Source organism: Bradyrhizobium sp. HKCCYLS1011 (assembly GCF_051167795.1).
Classification (GTDB): domain Bacteria; phylum Pseudomonadota; class Alphaproteobacteria; order Rhizobiales; family Xanthobacteraceae; genus Bradyrhizobium.
Map to the genome: position 1 here is coordinate 213,061 of NZ_JBNPTT010000004.1, position 19,269 is coordinate 232,329.

The window sequence follows — 19,269 nt, forward strand, 5'->3', positions numbered from 1 at the left end:
GAGGCGCCGCGAGGTAAGCAGCTTGGCTTCGCGAAATTACGGTGACAGTTCACCTTATTGAAGGCGCGGCGCCAGACCCGTTGCTGTCGCTGAATAGCGACGCTGACGGCGGCTTGCCCCTTCCCGCACAGGAAACGACAGGCCGCTATCCAATCAATCCCGGTCTTGGTCGTTCACGCCCTAAATCAACCCGTATTGCATCCGCTCGCGCCGCGCCAGCAGGGGCAGGGCCTGCCCGGCGATATAGGTCTTGAAATGCTCGCTCTCCTGGTGCGCCTTGAACGCGGCCTCGTCGCGGAACAGCTCGTAGAACAGGAACTGTGCCGGGTTGTCCTTGGCGCGGGAGATCAGGAACAATTGGGCGCCGGGCTCCTTCTGCGCCTCAGGGAGGAAGCGCGACAGGATCTCGGCGACGCGGTCGGCCTCGCCGTCCTTGGCCTGCCATTGCGCCACCACCAGCAGGCCGCCGCCGCTGACAGCCTCGTTCACCGTTATCGTGTCGATTGCATACTGCGCCATTGTCGTTGTTCCTCTCGTTCGGGGTCTTCACGAGGCGACCAATACGCCCGTTTTTCGCGCGGATAGTTCGATCGCGGCAGAACGATGGATGCGGACGATGCGCCCTCCAGACGCTGATGTCTCGGCGGACCGGACGTGCCGCGCGCGCGGGTGGCGTGTTCCGTCACGCCGACCCTTGTGTCCGGCCTGCATATCTCTTTAGAAAGGCTGCCAATGGCAGCGGCTGCGCTTCGCGCGTCCGCCCTATCAGTCACAATCAAGCAAGGCCCGCAGTGGTGGACGCCCTCAAAGTACGCAACGCAGCCGATGTCGAGGAGGTGGTGCGCGCCGCCATCGCCGGCGAGCAGCCGCTCGAGATTGTCGGTCATGGCTCGAAGCGGGCGATCGGCCAGCCGATGGCGACCAATGCCGTGCTGGACCTGTCGGCGCTGAACGCCGTGATCTCCTATGAGCCGAACGAGCTGATCATCACGGTGCAGGCCGGCGCGCCGCTCGCCGACGTGCTGTCGCTGATCGATTCCAAGAGCCAACAGTTTGCCTTCGAGCCGGTCGATACCGGCCCGCTCCTGGGCACCCCCGGGCGCGGCACGATCGGCGGCATGATCGCGGCAGGGCTGGCGGGTCCGCGCCGGATCAAGGCCGGCGGCGCGCGCGATCATTTGCTCGGCGCGCATGCCGTCTCGGGCTTCGGCGAGAGCTTCAAGACCGGCGGCAAGGTGGTGAAGAACGTCACCGGCTACGATCTCTGCAAGCTGCTCGCCGGCTCCTGGGGCACGCTTGCGGTCATGACCGAGGTGACGTTGAAGGTGATGCCGCGTCCCGAGGCCGAGCGGACATTGGTGCTGCGCGGCCTCGATGACGGTACGGCCAATCAGGCCATGACCGCGGCGCTCGGCTCGCCGTTCGACGTGTCGGGCGCGGCGCATCTGCCGGCCTCGATCGCGTCTGCCGAGACCGATGGGCTGAAGGCGATTGCCCGTCCACAGCAGTCGCTGACCCTGGTGCGCCTGGAGGGCATCACGGCCTCAGTGGCCCATCGTGCCGCCTCGCTGGCCAAGCAGCTGGCGCCGTTCGGAACCGCCGAAATTGTGGATGACGCCGCATCCGCGCCGATCTGGAGCGCGATCCGCGACGTCCTGCCGTTTGCCGCCGACGGGCCGCTCGGGGCCTGGCCGGTGTGGCGGATCGTCTGTCCGCCGGTCTCCGGTGGTGCGTTGGGACGATTGCTCGCGCAGGAGACGGGCGGCGAGGTGATCTATGATTGGGGCGGCGGCCTGATCTGGCTGGCGTTGCCGCCGCAGCCCGATGCCGCCGCGGCGGGCGTGCGCCGGCATGTCGGCGCCGTCGGCGGCCATGCCACACTGCTGCGCGCGTCCGAGGACGTCCGCCGCGTGGTCGACGTTTTCCAACCCCAACCGGCCGGGGTGGCCGCGCTGGAGGCGCGCGTGCGCGGCTCCTTCGATCCGAAGGCCGTTCTCAATCGCGGCCGTCTGCGGCGGAGTGTGGCGCCATGAAAACCGAATTCAGCTTGGCCCAGCTTGCCGATCCGGATATCGCGGTCGCCGACAAGATCCTGCGCGCCTGCGTCCATTGCGGCTTCTGCACCGCGACCTGTCCGACCTATGTGCTGCTCGGCGACGAGCTCGACAGTCCGCGCGGGCGCATCTACCTGATCAAGCAGATGCTGGAAAAGGACCAGCCGCCCACGGCCGAGGTCGTCAAGCATATCGACCGCTGCCTGTCGTGCCTGTCCTGCATGACGACCTGTCCCTCCGGTGTCCACTACATGCACCTGGTCGACCAGGCGCGGGTGCGAATCGAGAAGACCTACACGCGTCCGTTGGCCGATCGTCTGCTGCGCGCGGTGCTGGCGCATGTGCTGCCGCGCCCGGGCGCGTTTCGGCTTGCGACCATGCTCGCCCGGTTCGGCCGGCCGCTGGCGGGCCTGCTGCCGAAACCCTCGGCGGCGGCCGGGCCGGCACCGAGCCTGCTCCGCAGGCTGCAGGCGATGCTGGACCTGGCGCCAGGGCAACTGCCGCCTCCGGGGCCCGCCGGCGGCTCGGTGTTTCCCGCGCAGGGCGAACGGCGTGGGCGGGTGGCCTTGCTGCAGGGCTGTGCCCAGCAGGTGCTGGCGCCGAGGATCAATCAGGCTGCCATCAACCTGCTCACGCGGCACGGCGTCGAGGTCGTCCTGGTCAAGGACGAGCAATGCTGCGGCGCGCTCAATCATCACATGGGACAGGACGACGACGCGCTGGCGCGGGCCCGCGCCAACATCCGCGCCTGGAGCGCGGAGCTCGAGCGCGGCGGCCTCGACGCCATTCTGGTGACCACATCCGGCTGCGGAACCGTGATCAAGGACTACGGCCACATGCTGCGCGAGGACCCGCAATATGCTGCGGCGGCCGCCAAGATTTCGGGATTGGCGAAAGACGTCACCGAGTATCTCAGCGCAGTCGAATTGAGATCGGCCGCACCGAAAGATGACATCGTGGTGGCCTACCACTCAGCATGTTCGCTGCAACATGGGCAGAAAATCACAGCTCTTCCGAAAGAATTACTTTGCAAGACGGGATTCGTAGTGAAAGATGTGCCGGAGAGTCATTTGTGTTGCGGTTCGGCGGGGACCTACAACATTCTCCAGCCTGAGATTGCGGTGAGGCTGCGTGATCGGAAGGTCGCCAACATCGCAACCGTCAAGCCGGATGTAATAGCTGCGGGCAATATCGGCTGCATGATGCAGATCGCCAGTGGCACGTCAGTTCCCGTTGTCCACACCGTTGAGCTTCTCGACTGGGCGACGGGCGGTCCTCGGCCAGGATTGAATTGAGCGATGGGGGTCGTGCGTCACGAGCCGGCCCCATCCGGCGTCCGCTGGAACGTTCGGCGGCAACAGGAGGGTCACGATGGCGAAAGACAACAAGGACAAGAAAGACAAGAAGGATAAAAAGAAGAAGAAGCTGATGGCGCAGGCCAAGAAGGCAGCCAAGAAGACGGCAAAGAAGTCCGCCAAGAAAGCTGCGAAGAAATCCGCGAAGAAATCCGCCAAGAAGGCTCCGAAGAAAGTCGCAGCCAAGAAGGCTGCAAAGAAGGCACCAAAGAAAGCTGCGAAGGCCGCCAAGGCTCCTGCCAAGAAGGCCAAGACGGCTGCGAAGAAGGCGGCCAAATCAGCAAAGTCGGCGCCGACAAAGCCTGCGGCAGAGCAGCCTGCGGCTCCGAAGAAGGCTGCCAAGAAGCGCGCCCCAAAGGCTGCGCCAGTGATGGAGCCGATGCCCGAGATGGGTCACGCTGATACGCCCGAGACCGAATCGGCGCATGGCGAAAGCTGGGCCGGTTCAAGCTCTGAGCACGGCGGCCACGACTCGGAGGGCGACGAAGACGCGGCCGGCGCAGGTCATTAGGGCTTACCGCGCGTCCATCGGACGAGATCAGTTGACGAAGGCCGCGGCTCCGCCGCGGCCTTTTCGTTTGCGAGTTAGCGCCTGCAGCAACAACGCCGCTCGCGTGGCTCTCTTCAAGCCTCCGCCCATCTCGGTACCGCCGCGCGCAAACCGTCGCCGCCAACCGGGCTGCTCGACCGAAATGCAACGGACTGATTCGTCCTGGCTGCGCCTGACGCCTGCGGTGTGACTCGCGGGTCCCCAATGCATCTTGATGTATCTAGCGGCGGAAAAGCTTGTTGTTCAAATGCAACAGCTGCCGACAACCCGCCGCAGAAAAGCCAAAACGCCCAAAAAGTCGGCAGATGCCGCGTTTTTTTGCTTCTCCTGTCAACTACTCCTGTCACAAATTGCCAATGGTTTGACGCAGTCCGTTCGTTTGTGTCCCGGGGGGATCGGAAATCGGACTGATGTTTGGAATCTTTAGGTGATGGGGATCGTCATGAAGAAGTGGGCTTTGTTGGCAACGGCGCTGGCAATGGTATCGGGGTCGGCCTCCGCTGCTGATTTGGCTGTGAAGGCATTGAAGGCTCCGCCGCCACCGGCGTTCGAGCCCTGGGATATCGCCTTCGGCGGCGCGATCATGAATGACTACATTTTCCGCGGCGTCACCCAGTCGAACCACAAGCCGTCGGTCGCCGCCTATTTCGAGCCGCGCTACAACGTCAACAAGGACCTGCAGCTCTACCTGGGCGTCTCCGGCGAGAGCATCTCCTTCGCCAACCGCGCCGCGGCTGAGATCGACGTCTACGGCGGTATCCGCCCGACCTTCGGCGCCTTCGCCTTCGACATCGGCGTGTGGGGCTACCTGTATCCGGGCGGTACCTGCCAATTCGGCGGCAACGGCTTCGATTTCGCCGGCAATTTCCAGGGCACCGAGTGCGCCACCAACTTCCTTCTCAACGGCAACACCATGAAGAAGGACGTCAGCTTCTTCGAGGTCTACGGCAAGGGCACCTACACCATCAACGACAGCTGGGCGGTCGGCTTCACCGAGTTCTATACGCCGAGCTTCCTGAACTCCGGCGCCTGGGGCAACTACACCTCGATCACCGGCAAGTGGACCGCCCCCGGCACCATGTTCGGCACCAGCGGCGTCGGCATGTATGTCTCTGGCGAATTCGGCCGCCAGTGGTTCGGCACCACCGACAGCTTCTACGGCACCCCGGCATTCCCGAACGGCATTCACTATGCCGACTACAACACCTGGAACGTCGGTATCGGCTTCACCTGGAAGGTCTTCACGCTGGACCTGCGCTACTCCGACACCAACCTGTCCAAGGGTGATTGCAGCGTCTTCACCGGCGCCTTCAACGCGACCGTCGGAACCACGACCGTTACGCCGAACAACCCGCTCGGGACCGGTTCGAACTGGTGCGGCGCGGCCGGCATCGCCAAGCTCTCGTTCGACCTGACCGCGATGAGCAATCTGAAGTAAGCCTGTCTCAAGAACTGAGAAGCGGGGCGGCAGAGAATCTGCCGCCCTTTGCTTTTTTGCGAGCGGTGAAAGAGCCGTCGGGCAGGCGGAGCAGGGCATCTCACCCCCGGTCGCCGATCGAGAGGGTGGCGAAGTCAGGGCCTGCAGCTTATCGGCCTGACGATCCCATCAAACGCAGGGGACATCAGGACGGCGCACAGGCCCACTGGATGTCGTCCTGGCCGGGCTCCGTCGTCCCGGTTACTCGCCGCCGCCCGCGGAGAACGCCGCGGCTTCCTGGTCCTTAGTCCCAAGCGAAAAGCGATCGCCGTGACGGGTCAGTTCGACCCTGCGGTCGTGAAGATCGTGCAGGGTCGAGCGGTGACCGATGGAGACGATCGTGGTTTCCGGCAGGCGCTCGATGAGCACGCGATAGAGCTTGGCCTCGGACGGTTCATCCAGAGAGGCTGTCGCCTCGTCCAGGAACAGATATTGGGGCGCATGCAGCAATGCGCGCGCGATCCCCAGCCGCTGCTGCTCGCCGAGCGACAGCATGCGATTCCAGTGGGCGTCGTCTCCTAGGTGCTCGCTGAACTGCGGCAGCCCCACCGCCGCGAGCGCGGCCTGGACCTGGTCATCGCTGAAGGCGTCGAATGGCGCCGGATAGGTGATCGCCGCTTTCAGTGCCCCGATCGGGAAATAGGGCCGCTGCGGCAACATCATCAGCTTGGCATGGGCAGGTACGCTGATGACGCCGGCGCCAAACGGCCAGACGCCGGCAATAGCGCGGAACAAGGTCGACTTGCCTGCTCCTGATGGGCCGGTCACCAGGGTGCTTTCGTTGCTGCGAATACTGAAGCCATCCGCCGAGATCAACGGCATGCCGTTCGGAAGTTTGAGCAGCAGCTGCTCCATCTCGATCGCGTCGCGGCCGGTCGCACTCACAAGGTCGACGGTCTGCGGCTCGCTGGACAGCGATATCGCGCTGTCGATGGACATCTCGAAACCATCGAGGCGGGCGACGGTCGCGCGCCAGTCAGCAAGCGTTCTGTATGCACTGACGAAAAACGACAATGCACTTTGTACGTTCGAAAACGCGGAAGCAGTCTGCATCATGCCGCCCAGCGCAATCGTCTTGGCAAAATAGGCTGGTGCAACCACAACATAAGGAAAGATCACGACAGCCTGCGAATAGCCGGCTGTGAATGCCGTCAGCCGCTTCGTCCGGCTCATGATCTGATACCAATTGTTCACAACGCGGCCGAAGCGGGTCGACAGCTGACCCTGCTCGGCCTGTTCGCCTCTCAAGAGCGCGATCTGCTCGGAGTTTTCGCGGACACGGACCAGATTGAAGCGGAAATCGGCTTCGAGCCGCTGCTGCTCGAAATTGAGGTTGACCAGCGGAGAGCCGATCCATTGCGTGAGCGCGGTACCGAAAATCGCATACATCAAGGCGATCCAGACGAGATAGCCGGGGATTGCGACGTCGCTGCCAAACAGTTGCAGTGGAGCAGCGTTTGACAGACCCCATAGAACGACGACGAAGGAAGCCAGCGTCACGATCGAACTGAGCAGCCCGATCGAGATGCTCAATGTCTGCTCGATAAACTGCCTGACATCTTCGGCAATGCGCTGATCCGGGTTGTCGGCCGCATCGCCCTTGAGTTGCATCCGATAGTGGTTGGCTCCATCGAGCCAGCGGCGGAGATATACCTCCGTCATCCATCGTCGCCAGCGGATCTGGAGCCATTGATTGAGATAGAGCTGGTAGACCGACAGGACGATGAAGGCCGCTCCGAGGACGAGAAAGACGCCGATCAGCCAAACGAAGGTGTTCCAGTCGTATTGCTGAAGGGCGTTGTAGAACCGGTTCTGCCACTCATTGACCAGGACCTGGATTGCCACCAACGACAGCTCGATAGCGATCACGGCGGCGAGCAGAACGCGGCCAGCGATCTTGTCCTCTGAGCGGAAATACGGGATGGCGATTCGCCAGACGATGGCGATGGTCGAGCGAAGATTGTTCACAGACGGTCTGCTCCGGAAGACGGGGCCTCGGGACCCCAACGGGAAAGTTGCCGCAGCGCCGGGCGGTCGGCGGAGACTGTAGACTAAAGTCGTAAGTCGCGCGGCCGGGGCTCGCTTGTCGTTCACTTGCCCAAGACCCTAGCATGGGCCTGCGGCATGGGGTGGGAACGGCCTGCAGATTTCGCGAGAATTTGAGCACAGTTCGGCACTGCCGAATTCGTGAGCACATTCCGGACGTCCCGAGCAGCTTCGCCTTGTGACAATTCAGGCCTGACCCGCCCCGCCGGGCCGAGGCCCAAGAAGACCAATGGGGAACGCAGTCGGGGAGGAAAACCATGTGGAATCAGATCTATAACCCGCTAGGAAATGCGGCTTTGTCGACCATCGCGGCCGCGGTTCCCGTGGTCACGCTGCTGGTCTTGATCGCGAGCGGCAAGGTGAAGGCGCATATCGCCGCGATCGTCGCCGTTATCGTGACCAACCTGATCACGATCTTCATCTTCACGATGCCGCCCAACATGTCGATCCGCGCCACGGTGCTCGGCATCGTCACTGGCTTCTTCCCGATCGGCTGGATCGTGCTGAACGTCATCTTCCTCTACCAGGTGACGGTCTCGACCGGGCGCTTCGAGTTGTTGAAGCGTGCGGTCGGCGGCGTAACCGAGGACCGGCGATTGCAGCTGCTGCTGGTCGCGTTTTCCTTCGGGGCGTTTTTCGAAGGCGCCTCCGGCTTCGGAACGCCGGTGGCGATCACCGGCGCCGTGCTGATCGGCCTCGGCTTCTCGCCGCTCGCGGCCTCCGGCCTGTCGCTGATTGCCAACACCGCGCCTGTTGCCTATGGCGCGCTGGGCACGCCGATCCAGGGTCTTGCTTCGGTGACCGGGCTTGACCCCTACATTCTCGGCGCGATGGTCGGCCGCCAGCTGCCAGTGTTCTCGCTGATCGTCCCGTTCTGGGTGGTGTGGGCGTTTGCCGGCTGGAAGGGCATGAAGGACGTCTGGCCGGCGGTTCTCGTCACCGGCGTCTCCTTCGCGGTCCCGCAATTCCTGATCTCGAACTTCGTCAATCCGTGGATCGTCGACATCGGCGCTTCACTGATCTCGATGGGCGCCCTGATCCTGTTCCTGCGGGTGTGGCAGCCGAAGCAGCTCTGGCTGTCGCCGGCGCTGCGCAGTCGGGACGAGTCGGCTGCAACCATGGCGACGGCGAAACCGCTCGATCGCACGCCGCTGACGCAAGCCGAGCTGTGGAGCGCGCTGCTGCCATGGATCATCGTTTGCATCATCATGCTGATCTGGGGCAACGGAAGCTTCAAGACCTGGGCGAACTCCATCTTCACCTGGAACTATCCGGTCCCCGAGTTGGACAAGATGATCAACAAGATGCCACCGGTGGCTGCGAAGCCGACACCGGAAGGCGCGGTGTTCTCCTTCACCTATCTCACCTTCACCGGCACCGGCATGCTGATCGCAGCGATCATCTCCGGCTTCCTGATGGGCGTGGGGCCGGGCAAGCTCATCGCCGAATATGGCCGCACCATCCGGCTGTGCTCGATCTCGCTGATTACGATCTCCGCCATGCTTGCGATCGGCACGCTGACGCGCCTCTCCGGCGTCGATGCTACGCTTGGGCTCGCTTTCGCCGCGACCGGCGTGCTCTATCCCTTCTTCGGCACCTTGCTCGGCTGGCTGGGCGTCGCGCTGACGGGATCGGACACCGCTTCCAACGTGCTGTTCGGCAACCTGCAGAGAATCACCTCGGAGCAGCTCGGCCTGTCGCCGATCCTGATGGCCGCGGCGAACTCGTCAGGTGGCGTGATGGGCAAGATGATCGACGCGCAATCCATCGTGGTCGCCTCCACCGCGACCAATTGGTACGGGCATGAAAGCTCGATCCTGCGCTATGTCTTCCTGCATTCGATCGTGCTGGCCTGCCTGGTCGGCATCTTCGTCACGCTGCAGGCCTATGTGTATCCGTTCACGGCGATGGTGCTGAAGTAGCATCGCCACGAATCGCAAAAAATCCCCGCGCAAGGTGAGCTCGCGCGGGGATTGCTATTTTTGGGTCACAATTATGCGGGAGCCGTGCCGCCGGCGTGATCGCCGCTATGAAGAGGCGGCGTCGAAAGGTCGAGAGGGGCTATGGGGTCAATGAAGCGAATCGTTGCCGGCGTTGCGGCAGCTCTTGTGATGTCGGGCGCAGTTTGCAGTCTCGCGCGGGCCGATACCGGGTTTCCCTTTGGCATGGAGATGACTCTCGACGCACTGCCGCAGCCCGGCTCGAAGCGGGTGCCCGATCTCGACATCGGCGATCATGGGGAGACCGTGCTGGAGCTGTGGTGCAAGGGCGCGAAAGGGCAGTTCTCCGTCGCTGGCGACAGCGTGATCTTCATCGCCGGCGCGGTCGAGGACCGCAACTGCCCGGCCTCGCGCGCGCAGGCCGATGACGAGTTGATTGCAGCACTGAGCGCAGCCACGAACTGGAAGCGTCAGGGCGATTCGATCTTCTTTATCGGGCCGAAGACGCTGCACTTTCGACTGAATACGAACTGAATCCGTCCCCGCGGGCAAACGCGCGATCGCTGGCACAGCCGCGATCGCGCTGGTGTCGCGCGCCTATTTCCAGACGGAGTTGTCGGCGTCCCAGCGTTTGGCCTTCAGCGCCTTGGCCAGCTCGTCGATGGCCGCGCCATCATCGCGCTGATCGCCTTCTTCGTCGCCTGAGGACTCCTCGGACAACGCCAGCTTTGCGCCGGCGGATTCGTCGACCGTGGTGGTGACGGGGCTGCCGACCCACAACATCAGCGCATCCGAACCGCCGGGCTTATCCGGAGCGACCAGCCCGGCGACCTCGATCACCTCGGTGAGATCGAGGCCCGGCATCAGCTGGCTCGGCCGCTTGAATGTCAGCTTCATTTTGCCGGTGACGGAGTTCCAGCTCGCGGCGGTGGCTTTGGCCCCGTAGCTCTTGGCGAGCACGTCGGAGACTGCGGCCGCCAGCTTGTCCTTGTTGATCTTGTCACCATCGCGCCAGTCAGCAGCCGTAAAACGCAGGGCGCGGTCCATTTCGACGGCCCCGGCCGTCCAGCCGGCCGAGACGACGCCGTTCATGGTTCGCGCCTTGGCGATCAGCGCCGCGGCGTGGTCGGGATCGACCGTCATGCTGATGGTCTGCTCGCCCGCGCGCAAGGCGTCGCAGCCAACGGTCAGGCTGGACAGCCCGACCTCGACCTCCTGACCTCTGAGGCTTTTCAGGAAATCGAGCGCCGCATCGAGCTTGACGCGCACGGCAACGGCTTCCGGCGAGACCTCGGTGAAATCCTTGGGCTGCGCGACGATGCCGTCATCGGTCGACTGGCTTTCCAGGAATTCCTTTTCGCTGATGTCGGAGTTGTCCGTCGATGCGACCTCAGACACGGTCTTGCCGATCGCGATCTGGCCGCGGAATTCGAAGCTCTCGCCGCTGGCCTTCTGTGTCAGCTTGACGGAGACTGGGTCCTTGGTGCCGTTGCTCTGCGCGGTGCCGGTCAGCGTCTGGCCGTTCACCGTCAGATTGGCCACGAAGCGATCCTTGCGATCGGAACTCTTGTCCACGGGATAGCAGACGTCGATCACCGCGGCGGTGACGGTCTTGCCCTGCCGGGTTTCCTTCAGGATCACATCGGCGTTGCCGTCCATGAGTCCGTCGATCGCGGTGAAGTATCTGGTCTCGCTCGTGCTCGGAGCGGCCTTGGTTCCAGTCTTGGTCTGGGCCCAACCGAGTTCCGGCACAGCCGCCACGACAACGGCCACAGCAAGCAAAATCGCGCGCATTATCAAAATCCTCGTGACGGACAGAAGAGAAAGGTTCGAGGGAGCTTGAATCCAAACTTCGTGAGTGACCCGCGGCGCTCTTCCTTAAGCGAAGTTCCGACTGGCGTCGACGCGAAACGCGTGAGACAGGCGGTCGGCAAGACGCTTGCGAGGTAGGGTTGCGCATGAAAAAGGCCGCCCGGAGGCGGCCTTCGTCATCAGTCTTTGAGCGAGGGTGGGCTTAGAAGCCCATGCCGCCCATCCCACCCATGCCGCCTCCGGCGGGCATGGCGGGGGCCGACTCCTTCGGCAGCTCGGCGACCATGGCTTCGGTGGTGACCAGCAGACCCGCCACCGACGATGCGTCCTGCAGCGCTGTGCGGACCACCTTGGCCGGGTCGATGATGCCCTTGCCGACCATATCGACATAGTCCTCGCTTTGGGCGTCGAAGCCGAAAGTCTCCGACTTCTCTTCGAGGATCCTGCCGACCACCAGCGAGCCCTCGACACCGGCGTTTTCGGAGATCTGGCGGACCGGGGCCTCCAGCGCCTTCAGCACGATGTTGATGCCGGCCTGCACGTCCGGATTGGCGTTCTGAATGCGGCCGACCGCCTTCTTGGCGCGCAGCAGGGCCACGCCGCCACCGGGGACGATGCCTTCCTGCACCGCGGCGCGGGTCGCGTTGAGGGCGTCCTCGACGCGGTCCTTCTTCTCCTTGACCTCGACCTCGGTGGCGCCGCCGACGCGGATCACCGCGACGCCGCCAGCGAGCTTGGCGAGACGCTCCTGCAGCTTCTCACGGTCGTAGTCCGAGGTGGTCTCCTCGATCTGCGCCTTGATCTGGCCGACGCGCGCCTCGATGTCGGCCTTCTTGCCGGCGCCGTTGACGATCGTGGTGTTCTCCTTGTCGATCACGACCTTCTTGGCGCGGCCGAGCATCTTCACCGTGACGTTCTCGAGCTTCATGCCGAGATCTTCCGAGATCAGCTGACCGCCGGTCAGGATCGCGATGTCCTCGAGCATGGCCTTGCGGCGGTCACCGAAGCCCGGCGCCTTGACGGCTGCGACCTTGAGGCCGCCACGGAGGCGGTTGACGACCAGGGTGGCCAGCGCCTCGCCCTCGACGTCCTCGGCGATGATCAAGAGCGGACGGCCCGACTGCACCACGGCTTCGAGCACCGGCAGCATGGCCTGCAGGCCCGACAGCTTCTTCTCGTGCAGGAGCACGTAGACGTCGTCGAGCTCGGCGGTCATCTTCTCGGCATTGGTCACGAAGTAGGGCGAGAGATAGCCGCGGTCGAACTTCATGCCTTCGACGATGTCGACCTCGGTCTCGAGCGACTTGTTCTCCTCGACCGTGATCACGCCCTCATTGCCGACCTTCTGCATCGCCTGGGCGATCATCTTGCCGATCGCGGCATCGCCGTTGGCGGAGATGGTTCCGACCTGAGCCACCTCGGACGAGGAGGCGACCGGCTTGGCGCGCTTTTCGAGATCCTTGACCACGGCGGCCACCGCGATGTCGATGCCGCGCTTGAGGTCCATCGGGTTCATGCCGGCGGCGACCGCCTTGCCGCCCTCGCGCACAATGGCCTGGGCCAGCACGGTCGCGGTGGTGGTGCCGTCGCCCGCCGTGTCATTGGTCTTGGAGGCAACTTCGCGCAGCATCTGCGCGCCCATGTTCTCGAACTTGTCTTCGAGCTCGATCTCCTTGGCGACGGTGACGCCGTCCTTGGTGATGCGGGGGGCGCCGAAGCTCTTCTCGATCACGACGTTGCGGCCCTTTGGACCGAGCGTGACCTTGACGGCGTTGGCGAGAATGTCGACGCCGCGCAGCATGCGCTCGCGCGCGTCGCCGGCGAATTTGACGTCCTTGGCTGCCATGTTCAAATGCTCCTGGGGGTGTGACCTCATCGGCGAGGGCGAAGTCCGCCCGTCAGTCGCCCGGATGAGGTTTGCAAAATCGGTTCCCCGGGTCGCACCGGGGAAAAGGGGGATCAGGCCAGCACGCCCATGATGTCGGACTCCTTCATGATCAGGAGTTCCTCGCCGTCCAGCTTGACTTCGGTGCCGGACCACTTGCCGAACAGCACGCGGTCGCCGACCTTGAGGTCGATCGGGATCAGCTTGCCGCTCTCGTCGCGGCCGCCAGGACCAACGGCGACCACTTCGCCCTGCGACGGCTTTTCCTTGGCGGTGTCGGGAATGATGATGCCGCCCTTGGTCTTCTCCTCGGCGCCGATACGTTTGACCACGACGCGGTCATGCAGCGGACGAAATTTCGATTTAGCCATGACGTTTCCCTTTGCGGGTGCTTCGAACGGGGTTGCTGTCGGAAGAGAATCTGAATGCGGCCACATCTGACGCCAGGTTAGCGCCGACTGACACGCCCCTTTGGCAATCGTGCCCTCCGAGTGCTAAAGGTCGCTCGGGAAATATGGCTTGCCGCTGATCCTGTCAAGCAAAGTGGTTAAGTCGTTCTTGGGGCTGTTATAAGATGCTGCCTTCGGTAAACCATGCTGGCAACGCGACGTCGGCATGCGACGTCATTGCCCTGACGTCCGATTTGCGCTTGGTTGCCGGACGGGGCGGCCACGATCTTGTTTCTAAGGGGATGCCATGAAGAGTTCACGGTGCGCGCGAGCGGTTGCCAATCTGGGAATCGCCTCAGTGCTCACGGTCTTTCTCGGGGCGTGCAGCAGCTTCAGCCTGTCGCCCTCGAGCCCGGTCGCGACCGAGCCAGGCGTCGAGCCGGAGGTGCCGGCGACGATCCGCCCTGACGAGCTCGTCGGCAAATGGGGGCTGGCCTCGTATCAGAACCCGGCAGACCGCCCCCGCACCGAGAAGATGGCCGTGGCCCAATGCAAGCAGCCTTATACGATCGGTGCCGGCACCGCGGGCGGTGTGGTGATGCATCTGGCTGACCAGGCGACGCCGCAGGAGCTCCGGCTGAAGGGCTCGTCGGGCGGCAAGAACTATATCGGTCCTTCGGGACCGCCAGGCGGCGAGCAGGATCGCGAAGTGCTCTCCTTCGACGGGCGTGTCCTGGTGACCCGCTTCGTCGACAAGGACGCCGCAACCCGCTACGGCAACATGGTCTATGTCCGCTGCGGGCCGCGGGCCTGATCGCAGCGTGCATCCGCTGAAATAAAAAACGCCGGCAATGTGCCGGCGTTTCCGTATTTCGCGATGTGCCGCCGCCCGCTCAGTTGAACATGGCGTCGATATCGTCCTGCGAGGCATGGCCGACGTCGCCGTCCGTCTTCGGTCCGTTCAACAGCCTGGCATCGCCCTCACGGGTGTCGACGATCGGCGGTGCATGGGCCTTGATCGCATCGACCCCGCCCCAGATCTCCATCATCACCACGATGTGGTGCTCGATGAATTTCATCGTGGTCATCACCTTGTTGATGCGCTGGCCGGTCAGATCCTGGAAGTTGCAAGCCTCGAAGATCGAGACCACGCGCTCCTGGATGTCCTCGCTCAGGATCCGCTGCTGGTCCGCGGAGTCGACCTTGGCGAGCGCGCTGGCCGCCTGGTCGATTGCCTCGGCCGCCTCAAGGATCTGCTGAGTGGCCTGTTCGGTGCCGCCGACCACGGCGCCGAGTTCGCCGTTGACCCTGGCCATTTCCTGCCCGTCGAAGCTCTTGGCGTGGAGCACGGCGATCTCGCCTTTGGTGCGGTTGATCGCGTCATGGATCAGGTCGAGCTCGACCTTGAGCTTCTCGCACTGTTCGATCTGCGCACGATAGGTCTCGAGCAGCGCGCGTGCTTCGGCGACCTCGCGGGCGGCGGATTCCTCGATTGCTGCGTTTGAAGAGTTGTTGCCGGCGCGCGTGGCATTTGCCATCTGCGCGCGGATTGCGCGGAGCTCGTCCATGATTTCCTTGTGCTGAGGCCCGATTTCGCCGCCCATGAATTGGGGCTCCGGCATATGGCCGATAATTCCTTCTTCGATACGAAAACGCTTGCGAACCGACATGAGATGATCCCTGTCCTTAACGTCCGTCTGTTCTAAGCGGAGGCTATTTAACATCGCGTTCACGGCCGGAACTGATAGATGCGCGCTTTTGCCGGCGCCGATATCCACTGGTTAACCATGCGGCCGGGACCTTCATTGAAAATAAACGCTAGCAGCCGAATCCGCCCCGACCTGGCGCGATGGTGAATCCGAAGCCGGTTCCCGTTTACCAAACCAATCGGGTTTTGATCTTAATTGGCGGTAGGCGAGGGCGCGTTCTCTCCTCGCGCGCGATGAACGGTCTTCAAGACGAAACAGTACAGAGTACGTCGATGTTCAGGTCCATCCTCTCAGCGCTGCTCGCCGGCGCATGTCTTTCTTGTGCAGCGATCGATTATGCAGCGGCCATCGATGCCGCAGGATTTCAGCAGCCGACGGTGATCTATGGCGGGCCGCCGCAGCAGAGCGCACCAGTTCGCTCTGCTTATGTCGAGCGGTCGCGCATGGGCGGCGGCTTCATCGAATTCCTGTTCGGCGACCCGCAAGGGCGCGGCTATCGCAACGACGCGGAGCGGCCGATCTATCAGCAGCAGCCGTCGTACTATGAGCCGCAGCGCCCGATGGAGCCAGGCGCAGCGCTTCCCGAACAGGAGGAGGCCTATGACCCGCAGCAGCGGCCATTCGACCCGAAATACGAGAAACAACTCGTTGACTATGATGGCAAAGAGCATGCGGGCACGATCGTGATCGATACGCCCAACAAGTTCCTCTATCTGGTCCAGGGCGATGGCAAGGCGTTGCGATATGGGATCGGGGTCGGCCGTCCGGGCTTCACCTGGGCGGGCGTGAAGACCATCACCAACAAGCGCGAGTGGCCGGATTGGACCCCGCCTGCGGAGATGCTGGCGCGCCGGCCGGACCTGCCGCGGCACATGGAGGGCGGCCCGCAGAACCCGCTTGGCGCGCGCGCGATGTATCTCGGTTCATCGCTCTACCGCATTCACGGTTCCAACGAGCCCTGGACGATCGGCACCAATGTGTCGTCCGGTTGTATCCGGATGCGCAATGAGGACGTGATCGACCTCTATGGCCGGGTCAACGTCGGCACCAGGGTCATCGTGCTCTGAGCCTCGACCGGGCATGAAGCGCAAAAAGGCCGCCCGCGCGGGCGGCCTTTTCTTATCTCAGCTCTGATCTCGACGGCCAGGCAGGCGGGACTACGCGTAATCGCTGCCGTCGCCGCCGTCATTGCCGTAGTCGTCGGAATCCATATCCATGTCGTCGCGGTCGTTGCCGCTGTCGTCATTAGAGGCCTGGTCGAACAGGCCGGAGCGGCCGCTGTCGCCGGAGCGGCCGATATCATCGATGCCGGCATCGCGCGCCAGCGAACTGCCCGATTGATCGCTCCAGGGCGAGGTGGTCTCCGGGCGTTCCTCGATGATGGTGGTGTCGCCGAAGGCCTGATGCTGGCCGCCGCCCATCATGTTGCGGATGCTGCCCAAGAGCAGCGAACCGCCGACCATGCCGGCAGCTGCCGCCGCCGCGGTGCCGAGGAACGAGCCACCGCCGCCGCCCAAGACGCCGCCGCGCGGCTGGCCATAGCCGCCGCCCTGGTCATAATAGTTGGGCTGGCCTTGATAGTTCGGCTGGCCTTGCGGCATCACCTGGCCGCTGTTCCACACCGGACGGCTCGGCGCATTCGGAGGCGGCACGTTCGGGACCGAACCGCGGGATTGGCCTGAGCCGAAGATCGTGTCCCGCATCGAGTCCAGGAAGCCGCCCGACTGGCTCTGCTGCGGCGCCTGCGCCTGCTGTTCCAGCTCTTCGATACGGGCGTTGGCGCGCTTCAATGCTTCGTCCTGCACCAGCACGGTCTGCACCAGCGGATAGACTGCGTGCGGCGCGCGTTGCAAGCCTTGGGAGATAACGGCGGCAGCCTCCGGATCACGCGGCGCACTCTCCAGCTTGGCGAGCCGGTCGAACAGATCGTCGATCAGTTGGCGTTCTTGCGGGGTCATCAGATCCTCCTGCCGCTTGCCTTGAACCGCTGTGGCAAGGCGCGAGCGGAATCTATGGGTGCTTTGTGTCGGGGCCAGTGGGGGGCGGATTAATTTTCTGTATGCGACGATGTGACCGGACGCCCGCTCGTGGCAGCTAGTCCAGCCGGACCGCGTGCGCGGCGAGCAGCTTCGGAAAATCTTCGCCGGAGAGATAAGCGTGTTCACGTTCGCGCTGCACGGTCAGCGGGTCGAGCTCGACCAGAACGTCATCAACAAAGCCGGGATGGCACATGACCAAGCCGTGCTCGGGCAGGCCATCGAGAAACCCATTCATCAGCGTGCCGAAGTCGGAGGTCCGGTTGAAATCATAGGCGCCCGCAAAGGCCGGATTGAACGTGAGGTCGGCGCGTCTGGCGCAGCTCCGGAATTGCGCACTGAGCAGGTCGAGCAGTAGCGCCTTGGGCGCGGTCAGCCTTTGTGCCAACGGCGCATTGCGCCCGCCCTGGCGGACCCAGGCCGACGGCGCTGACTGCTTCACCGCAGCCAGGAAGCCGTCAGAAACCTGCGGGTAGAGCTGTGCATGTTGGTGGCCGTCGACGAAATCAGGTACCTGGCCGAACAGCTCGCCAAAGGCAGCCAGCTGCACCGTCACTTCGGCGTGGATGATCTCGGGATCGAGCCGCCGCAGCAGCGCGGCGCGGAGCAGCTTCGGGAACGGCGGAAACATGCCGCCGTTGTTGGGGCGGAAATGCATTGTCAGCGGACGAAACGGCGCCGTCAGCGTCACGTGCAATCCGATCGCGCAACGCGGGCTGTCGGCTGCGACCTTGCGCAGCTCGGCGGCCTCGTCGCGGCTGATCGCAGGACCGACCGTCATGACCGAGGTCGCATTCAGCCGTCCGCGCCCGATCAGGTCACGGATGGCACGGTTCACCCCGGGACTGATGCCGTAGTCATCGGCGCACAGCCAGATGCGCCGGTGCGCCTCGTTCATTCGGCGGCGGTCCTTTCGGCATGACCGGAGGCGGCATCCGCAAGGCGCTTTTCGCTGTGCTCGGCGACGAAATAGATCGGCCGGGCTTTCAGCTCGGAGAGGATCTTGCCGATATACTCACCCAGCACGCCGATCATGATCAGCTGGACGCCGCCGATCGTCATCAAGCCGACCACGATCGACGGATAGCCCGGCACGGATTTGCCGGTCGTGAACGTCTCCCACAGGATCGACAGACCGAACAGGAACGCGGCCGAGGCCAGCAACAGGCCGAGCAGGCTGGCGAAGCGCAGCGGCGCCACCGAAAACGACGTCAGGCCTTCGATCGACAGGCCGAGCAGCCGCATCAGGTTGAACGTCGTCGCGCCGTGTGCGCGCGGCGCCGGCTCATAGTCGACGCGGATCTGGCGGAAACCGATCCAGCTCGCCAGCCCCTTGAAGAAGCGGTTGCGTTCAGGAAGCTGGCGCAGGGCGGCCACTGCGCGCGGCGAGAGCAGGCGGAAGTCGCCGGCGTCTTCCGGAATCTTCTGTCGTGCGCCCCAATTGATCAGCGCGTAGAAGCCGTGCACCGCGATGCGCCGCAGCAACGGCTCGTTATCGCGATGGGCCTTGGCGGTGTAGACGACGTCGTAGCCGTCGTTGATCCAATGCGCGACGAGCTGCTCGACCAGCACCGGCGGATGCTGCCCGTCGCCGTCCATGAACATCACGGCGCCGCGCCGGGCATGATCGAGCCCCGCCATCAGCGCGGCTTCCTTGCCGAAATTGCGCGAGAGCGAGATGACCTGGATGTCGAGCGCGTCGGCGGAAAGATTGCGAGCCACCGCAAGCGTATTGTCGGTGCTGCCATCGTCGACATAGACCACTTCGCAGGCGAGCCCGAAGCGCTGCCGTAGCGTGCGCGACAGGCCGTTCAGGCGCTCATGCAGCGCGATCAGTCCGGCCGCCTCGTTGTAGACGGGGATCACGATCGACAGCCCCTGCGCAGCGGCATCGGCCTTGGTCGTGGACAGGTCCGAAACGTCAGTCCCTAGCATCATCGGTCAGGTTCCCAGGCCCCCGGGCAATACCCGCAACATATGGTAGTCGCGACAACCTGTCGCTACGATGAACGGCGA

17 protein-coding genes are annotated in these 19,269 nt (G+C 63.8%); 8 read left to right on the plus strand and 9 right to left on the minus strand.

Annotated elements, in window-relative coordinates:
- Window positions 1–180: 180 nt before the first annotated feature.
- Window positions 181–519 (minus strand): putative quinol monooxygenase, encoded by a 339-nt coding sequence (locus ACQR1W_RS13960; protein ID WP_434851323.1) that lies wholly within the window; start codon window positions 517–519, stop codon window positions 181–183.
- Window positions 520–794: 275 nt separating this feature from the next.
- On the opposite strand from ACQR1W_RS13960, the gene ACQR1W_RS13965 reads away from it, so the two are divergent.
- The 4 genes from ACQR1W_RS13965 (at window position 795) to ACQR1W_RS13980 (ending at window position 5,397) form a co-directional block, all read left to right on the plus strand.
- On the plus strand, window positions 795–2,033 hold the full coding sequence (locus ACQR1W_RS13965) for an FAD-binding protein (protein WP_434851835.1): 1,239 nt from the start codon (window positions 795–797) through the stop codon (window positions 2,031–2,033).
- The gene (glcF, locus tag ACQR1W_RS13970) at window positions 2,030–3,349 is read left to right on the plus strand and encodes a glycolate oxidase subunit GlcF (protein WP_434851324.1); all 1,320 of its coding nucleotides are present in this window, start codon (window positions 2,030–2,032) and stop codon (window positions 3,347–3,349) included. Before ACQR1W_RS13965 ends, glcF begins: the two co-directional genes overlap by 4 nt.
- Before the next feature lie 76 nt (window positions 3,350–3,425).
- Window positions 3,426–3,920: a hypothetical protein gene (locus tag ACQR1W_RS13975; protein WP_434851325.1), complete on the plus strand. Its 495-nt coding sequence runs from the start codon at window positions 3,426–3,428 to the stop codon at window positions 3,918–3,920.
- 481 nt (window positions 3,921–4,401) lie between these two features.
- Window positions 4,402–5,397: a TorF family putative porin gene (locus ACQR1W_RS13980; protein WP_434851836.1), complete on the plus strand. Its 996-nt coding sequence runs from the start codon at window positions 4,402–4,404 to the stop codon at window positions 5,395–5,397.
- A 240-nt stretch (window positions 5,398–5,637) separates the two neighbouring features.
- Here ACQR1W_RS13980 and ACQR1W_RS13985 read toward each other — a convergent pair whose 3' ends face one another.
- Complete coding sequence (locus tag ACQR1W_RS13985) at window positions 5,638–7,404, minus strand: ABC transporter ATP-binding protein/permease (RefSeq protein WP_434851326.1); 1,767 nt, start codon at window positions 7,402–7,404, stop codon at window positions 5,638–5,640.
- Between the two features lie 335 nt (window positions 7,405–7,739).
- Between ACQR1W_RS13985 and ACQR1W_RS13990 the strand changes: the two genes are divergently transcribed.
- On the plus strand, window positions 7,740–9,404 hold the full coding sequence (locus ACQR1W_RS13990; protein WP_434851327.1) for an L-lactate permease: 1,665 nt from the start codon (window positions 7,740–7,742) through the stop codon (window positions 9,402–9,404).
- Window positions 9,405–9,545: 141 nt separating this feature from the next.
- Entirely contained in the window at window positions 9,546–9,956 is a 411-nt protein-coding gene (locus ACQR1W_RS13995; RefSeq protein WP_008969752.1) for an META domain-containing protein, read from the plus strand.
- A 63-nt stretch (window positions 9,957–10,019) separates the two neighbouring features.
- On the opposite strand, the gene ACQR1W_RS14000 is transcribed toward ACQR1W_RS13995, so the two are convergent.
- The 3 genes from ACQR1W_RS14000 to ACQR1W_RS14010 form a co-directional block, all read right to left on the minus strand.
- Window positions 10,020–11,216: a hypothetical protein gene (locus ACQR1W_RS14000; RefSeq protein WP_434851328.1), complete on the minus strand. Its 1,197-nt coding sequence runs from the start codon at window positions 11,214–11,216 to the stop codon at window positions 10,020–10,022.
- A gap of 220 nt (window positions 11,217–11,436) precedes the next feature.
- Entirely contained in the window at window positions 11,437–13,080 is a 1,644-nt protein-coding gene (groL, locus tag ACQR1W_RS14005; RefSeq protein ID WP_434851329.1) for a chaperonin GroEL, read from the minus strand.
- A 113-nt stretch (window positions 13,081–13,193) separates the two neighbouring features.
- Window positions 13,194–13,490, minus strand: a complete 297-nt coding sequence (locus ACQR1W_RS14010; RefSeq protein ID WP_008969749.1) for a co-chaperone GroES — start codon at window positions 13,488–13,490, stop codon at window positions 13,194–13,196.
- Window positions 13,491–13,815: 325 nt separating this feature from the next.
- Here ACQR1W_RS14010 and ACQR1W_RS14015 point away from each other — a divergent pair, with 325 nt between their 5' ends.
- Window positions 13,816–14,322, plus strand: a complete 507-nt coding sequence (locus tag ACQR1W_RS14015) for a hypothetical protein (RefSeq protein ID WP_434851330.1) — start codon at window positions 13,816–13,818, stop codon at window positions 14,320–14,322.
- 79 nt (window positions 14,323–14,401) lie between these two features.
- On the opposite strand, the gene ACQR1W_RS14020 is transcribed toward ACQR1W_RS14015, so the two are convergent.
- The gene (locus ACQR1W_RS14020) at window positions 14,402–15,178 is read right to left on the minus strand and encodes a protein phosphatase CheZ (protein ID WP_008966858.1); all 777 of its coding nucleotides are present in this window, start codon (window positions 15,176–15,178) and stop codon (window positions 14,402–14,404) included.
- Window positions 15,179–15,489: 311 nt separating this feature from the next.
- On the opposite strand from ACQR1W_RS14020, the gene ACQR1W_RS14025 reads away from it, so the two are divergent.
- Window positions 15,490–16,284, plus strand: coding sequence for a L,D-transpeptidase (locus tag ACQR1W_RS14025; protein ID WP_434851331.1), 795 nt, complete (start codon window positions 15,490–15,492; stop codon window positions 16,282–16,284).
- A gap of 90 nt (window positions 16,285–16,374) precedes the next feature.
- Here the strand turns inward: ACQR1W_RS14025 and ACQR1W_RS14030 are convergent, their stop codons facing one another.
- The 3 genes from ACQR1W_RS14030 to ACQR1W_RS14040 all read right to left on the minus strand — a co-directional run bounded on the left by ACQR1W_RS14030 (window position 16,375) and on the right by ACQR1W_RS14040 (window position 19,191).
- Window positions 16,375–17,175: a DUF2076 domain-containing protein gene (locus ACQR1W_RS14030; RefSeq protein WP_434851332.1), complete on the minus strand. Its 801-nt coding sequence runs from the start codon at window positions 17,173–17,175 to the stop codon at window positions 16,375–16,377.
- 136 nt (window positions 17,176–17,311) lie between these two features.
- A complete protein-coding gene (locus tag ACQR1W_RS14035; RefSeq protein ID WP_434851333.1) occupies window positions 17,312–18,151 on the minus strand; it encodes a ChbG/HpnK family deacetylase in 840 nt (279 codons plus the stop codon).
- On the minus strand, window positions 18,148–19,191 hold the full coding sequence (locus ACQR1W_RS14040; RefSeq protein WP_434851334.1) for a glycosyltransferase family 2 protein: 1,044 nt from the start codon (window positions 19,189–19,191) through the stop codon (window positions 18,148–18,150). Before ACQR1W_RS14040 ends, ACQR1W_RS14035 begins: the two co-directional genes overlap by 4 nt.
- Window positions 19,192–19,269 lie beyond the last annotated feature (78 nt).

Coding starts and splice junctions, on each gene's coding strand:
- ACQR1W_RS13960 (WP_434851323.1), bottom strand. CDS start 519: ATGGCGCAGTATGCAATCGACACGATAACGGTGAACGAGGCTGTCAGC.
- glcF (WP_434851324.1), top strand. CDS start 2,030: ATGAAAACCGAATTCAGCTTGGCCCAGCTTGCCGATCCGGATATCGCG.
- ACQR1W_RS13975 (WP_434851325.1), top strand. CDS start 3,426: ATGGCGAAAGACAACAAGGACAAGAAAGACAAGAAGGATAAAAAGAAG.
- ACQR1W_RS13980 (WP_434851836.1), top strand. CDS start 4,402: ATGAAGAAGTGGGCTTTGTTGGCAACGGCGCTGGCAATGGTATCGGGG.
- ACQR1W_RS13990 (WP_434851327.1), top strand. CDS start 7,740: ATGTGGAATCAGATCTATAACCCGCTAGGAAATGCGGCTTTGTCGACC.
- ACQR1W_RS13995 (WP_008969752.1), top strand. CDS start 9,546: ATGGGGTCAATGAAGCGAATCGTTGCCGGCGTTGCGGCAGCTCTTGTG.
- ACQR1W_RS14000 (WP_434851328.1), bottom strand. CDS start 11,216: ATGCGCGCGATTTTGCTTGCTGTGGCCGTTGTCGTGGCGGCTGTGCCG.
- groL (WP_434851329.1), bottom strand. CDS start 13,080: ATGGCAGCCAAGGACGTCAAATTCGCCGGCGACGCGCGCGAGCGCATG.
- ACQR1W_RS14010 (WP_008969749.1), bottom strand. CDS start 13,490: ATGGCTAAATCGAAATTTCGTCCGCTGCATGACCGCGTCGTGGTCAAA.
- ACQR1W_RS14015 (WP_434851330.1), top strand. CDS start 13,816: ATGAAGAGTTCACGGTGCGCGCGAGCGGTTGCCAATCTGGGAATCGCC.
- ACQR1W_RS14020 (WP_008966858.1), bottom strand. CDS start 15,178: ATGTCGGTTCGCAAGCGTTTTCGTATCGAAGAAGGAATTATCGGCCAT.
- ACQR1W_RS14025 (WP_434851331.1), top strand. CDS start 15,490: ATGTTCAGGTCCATCCTCTCAGCGCTGCTCGCCGGCGCATGTCTTTCT.
- ACQR1W_RS14030 (WP_434851332.1), bottom strand. CDS start 17,175: ATGACCCCGCAAGAACGCCAACTGATCGACGATCTGTTCGACCGGCTC.
- ACQR1W_RS14035 (WP_434851333.1), bottom strand. CDS start 18,151: ATGAACGAGGCGCACCGGCGCATCTGGCTGTGCGCCGATGACTACGGC.
- ACQR1W_RS14040 (WP_434851334.1), bottom strand. CDS start 19,191: ATGATGCTAGGGACTGACGTTTCGGACCTGTCCACGACCAAGGCCGAT.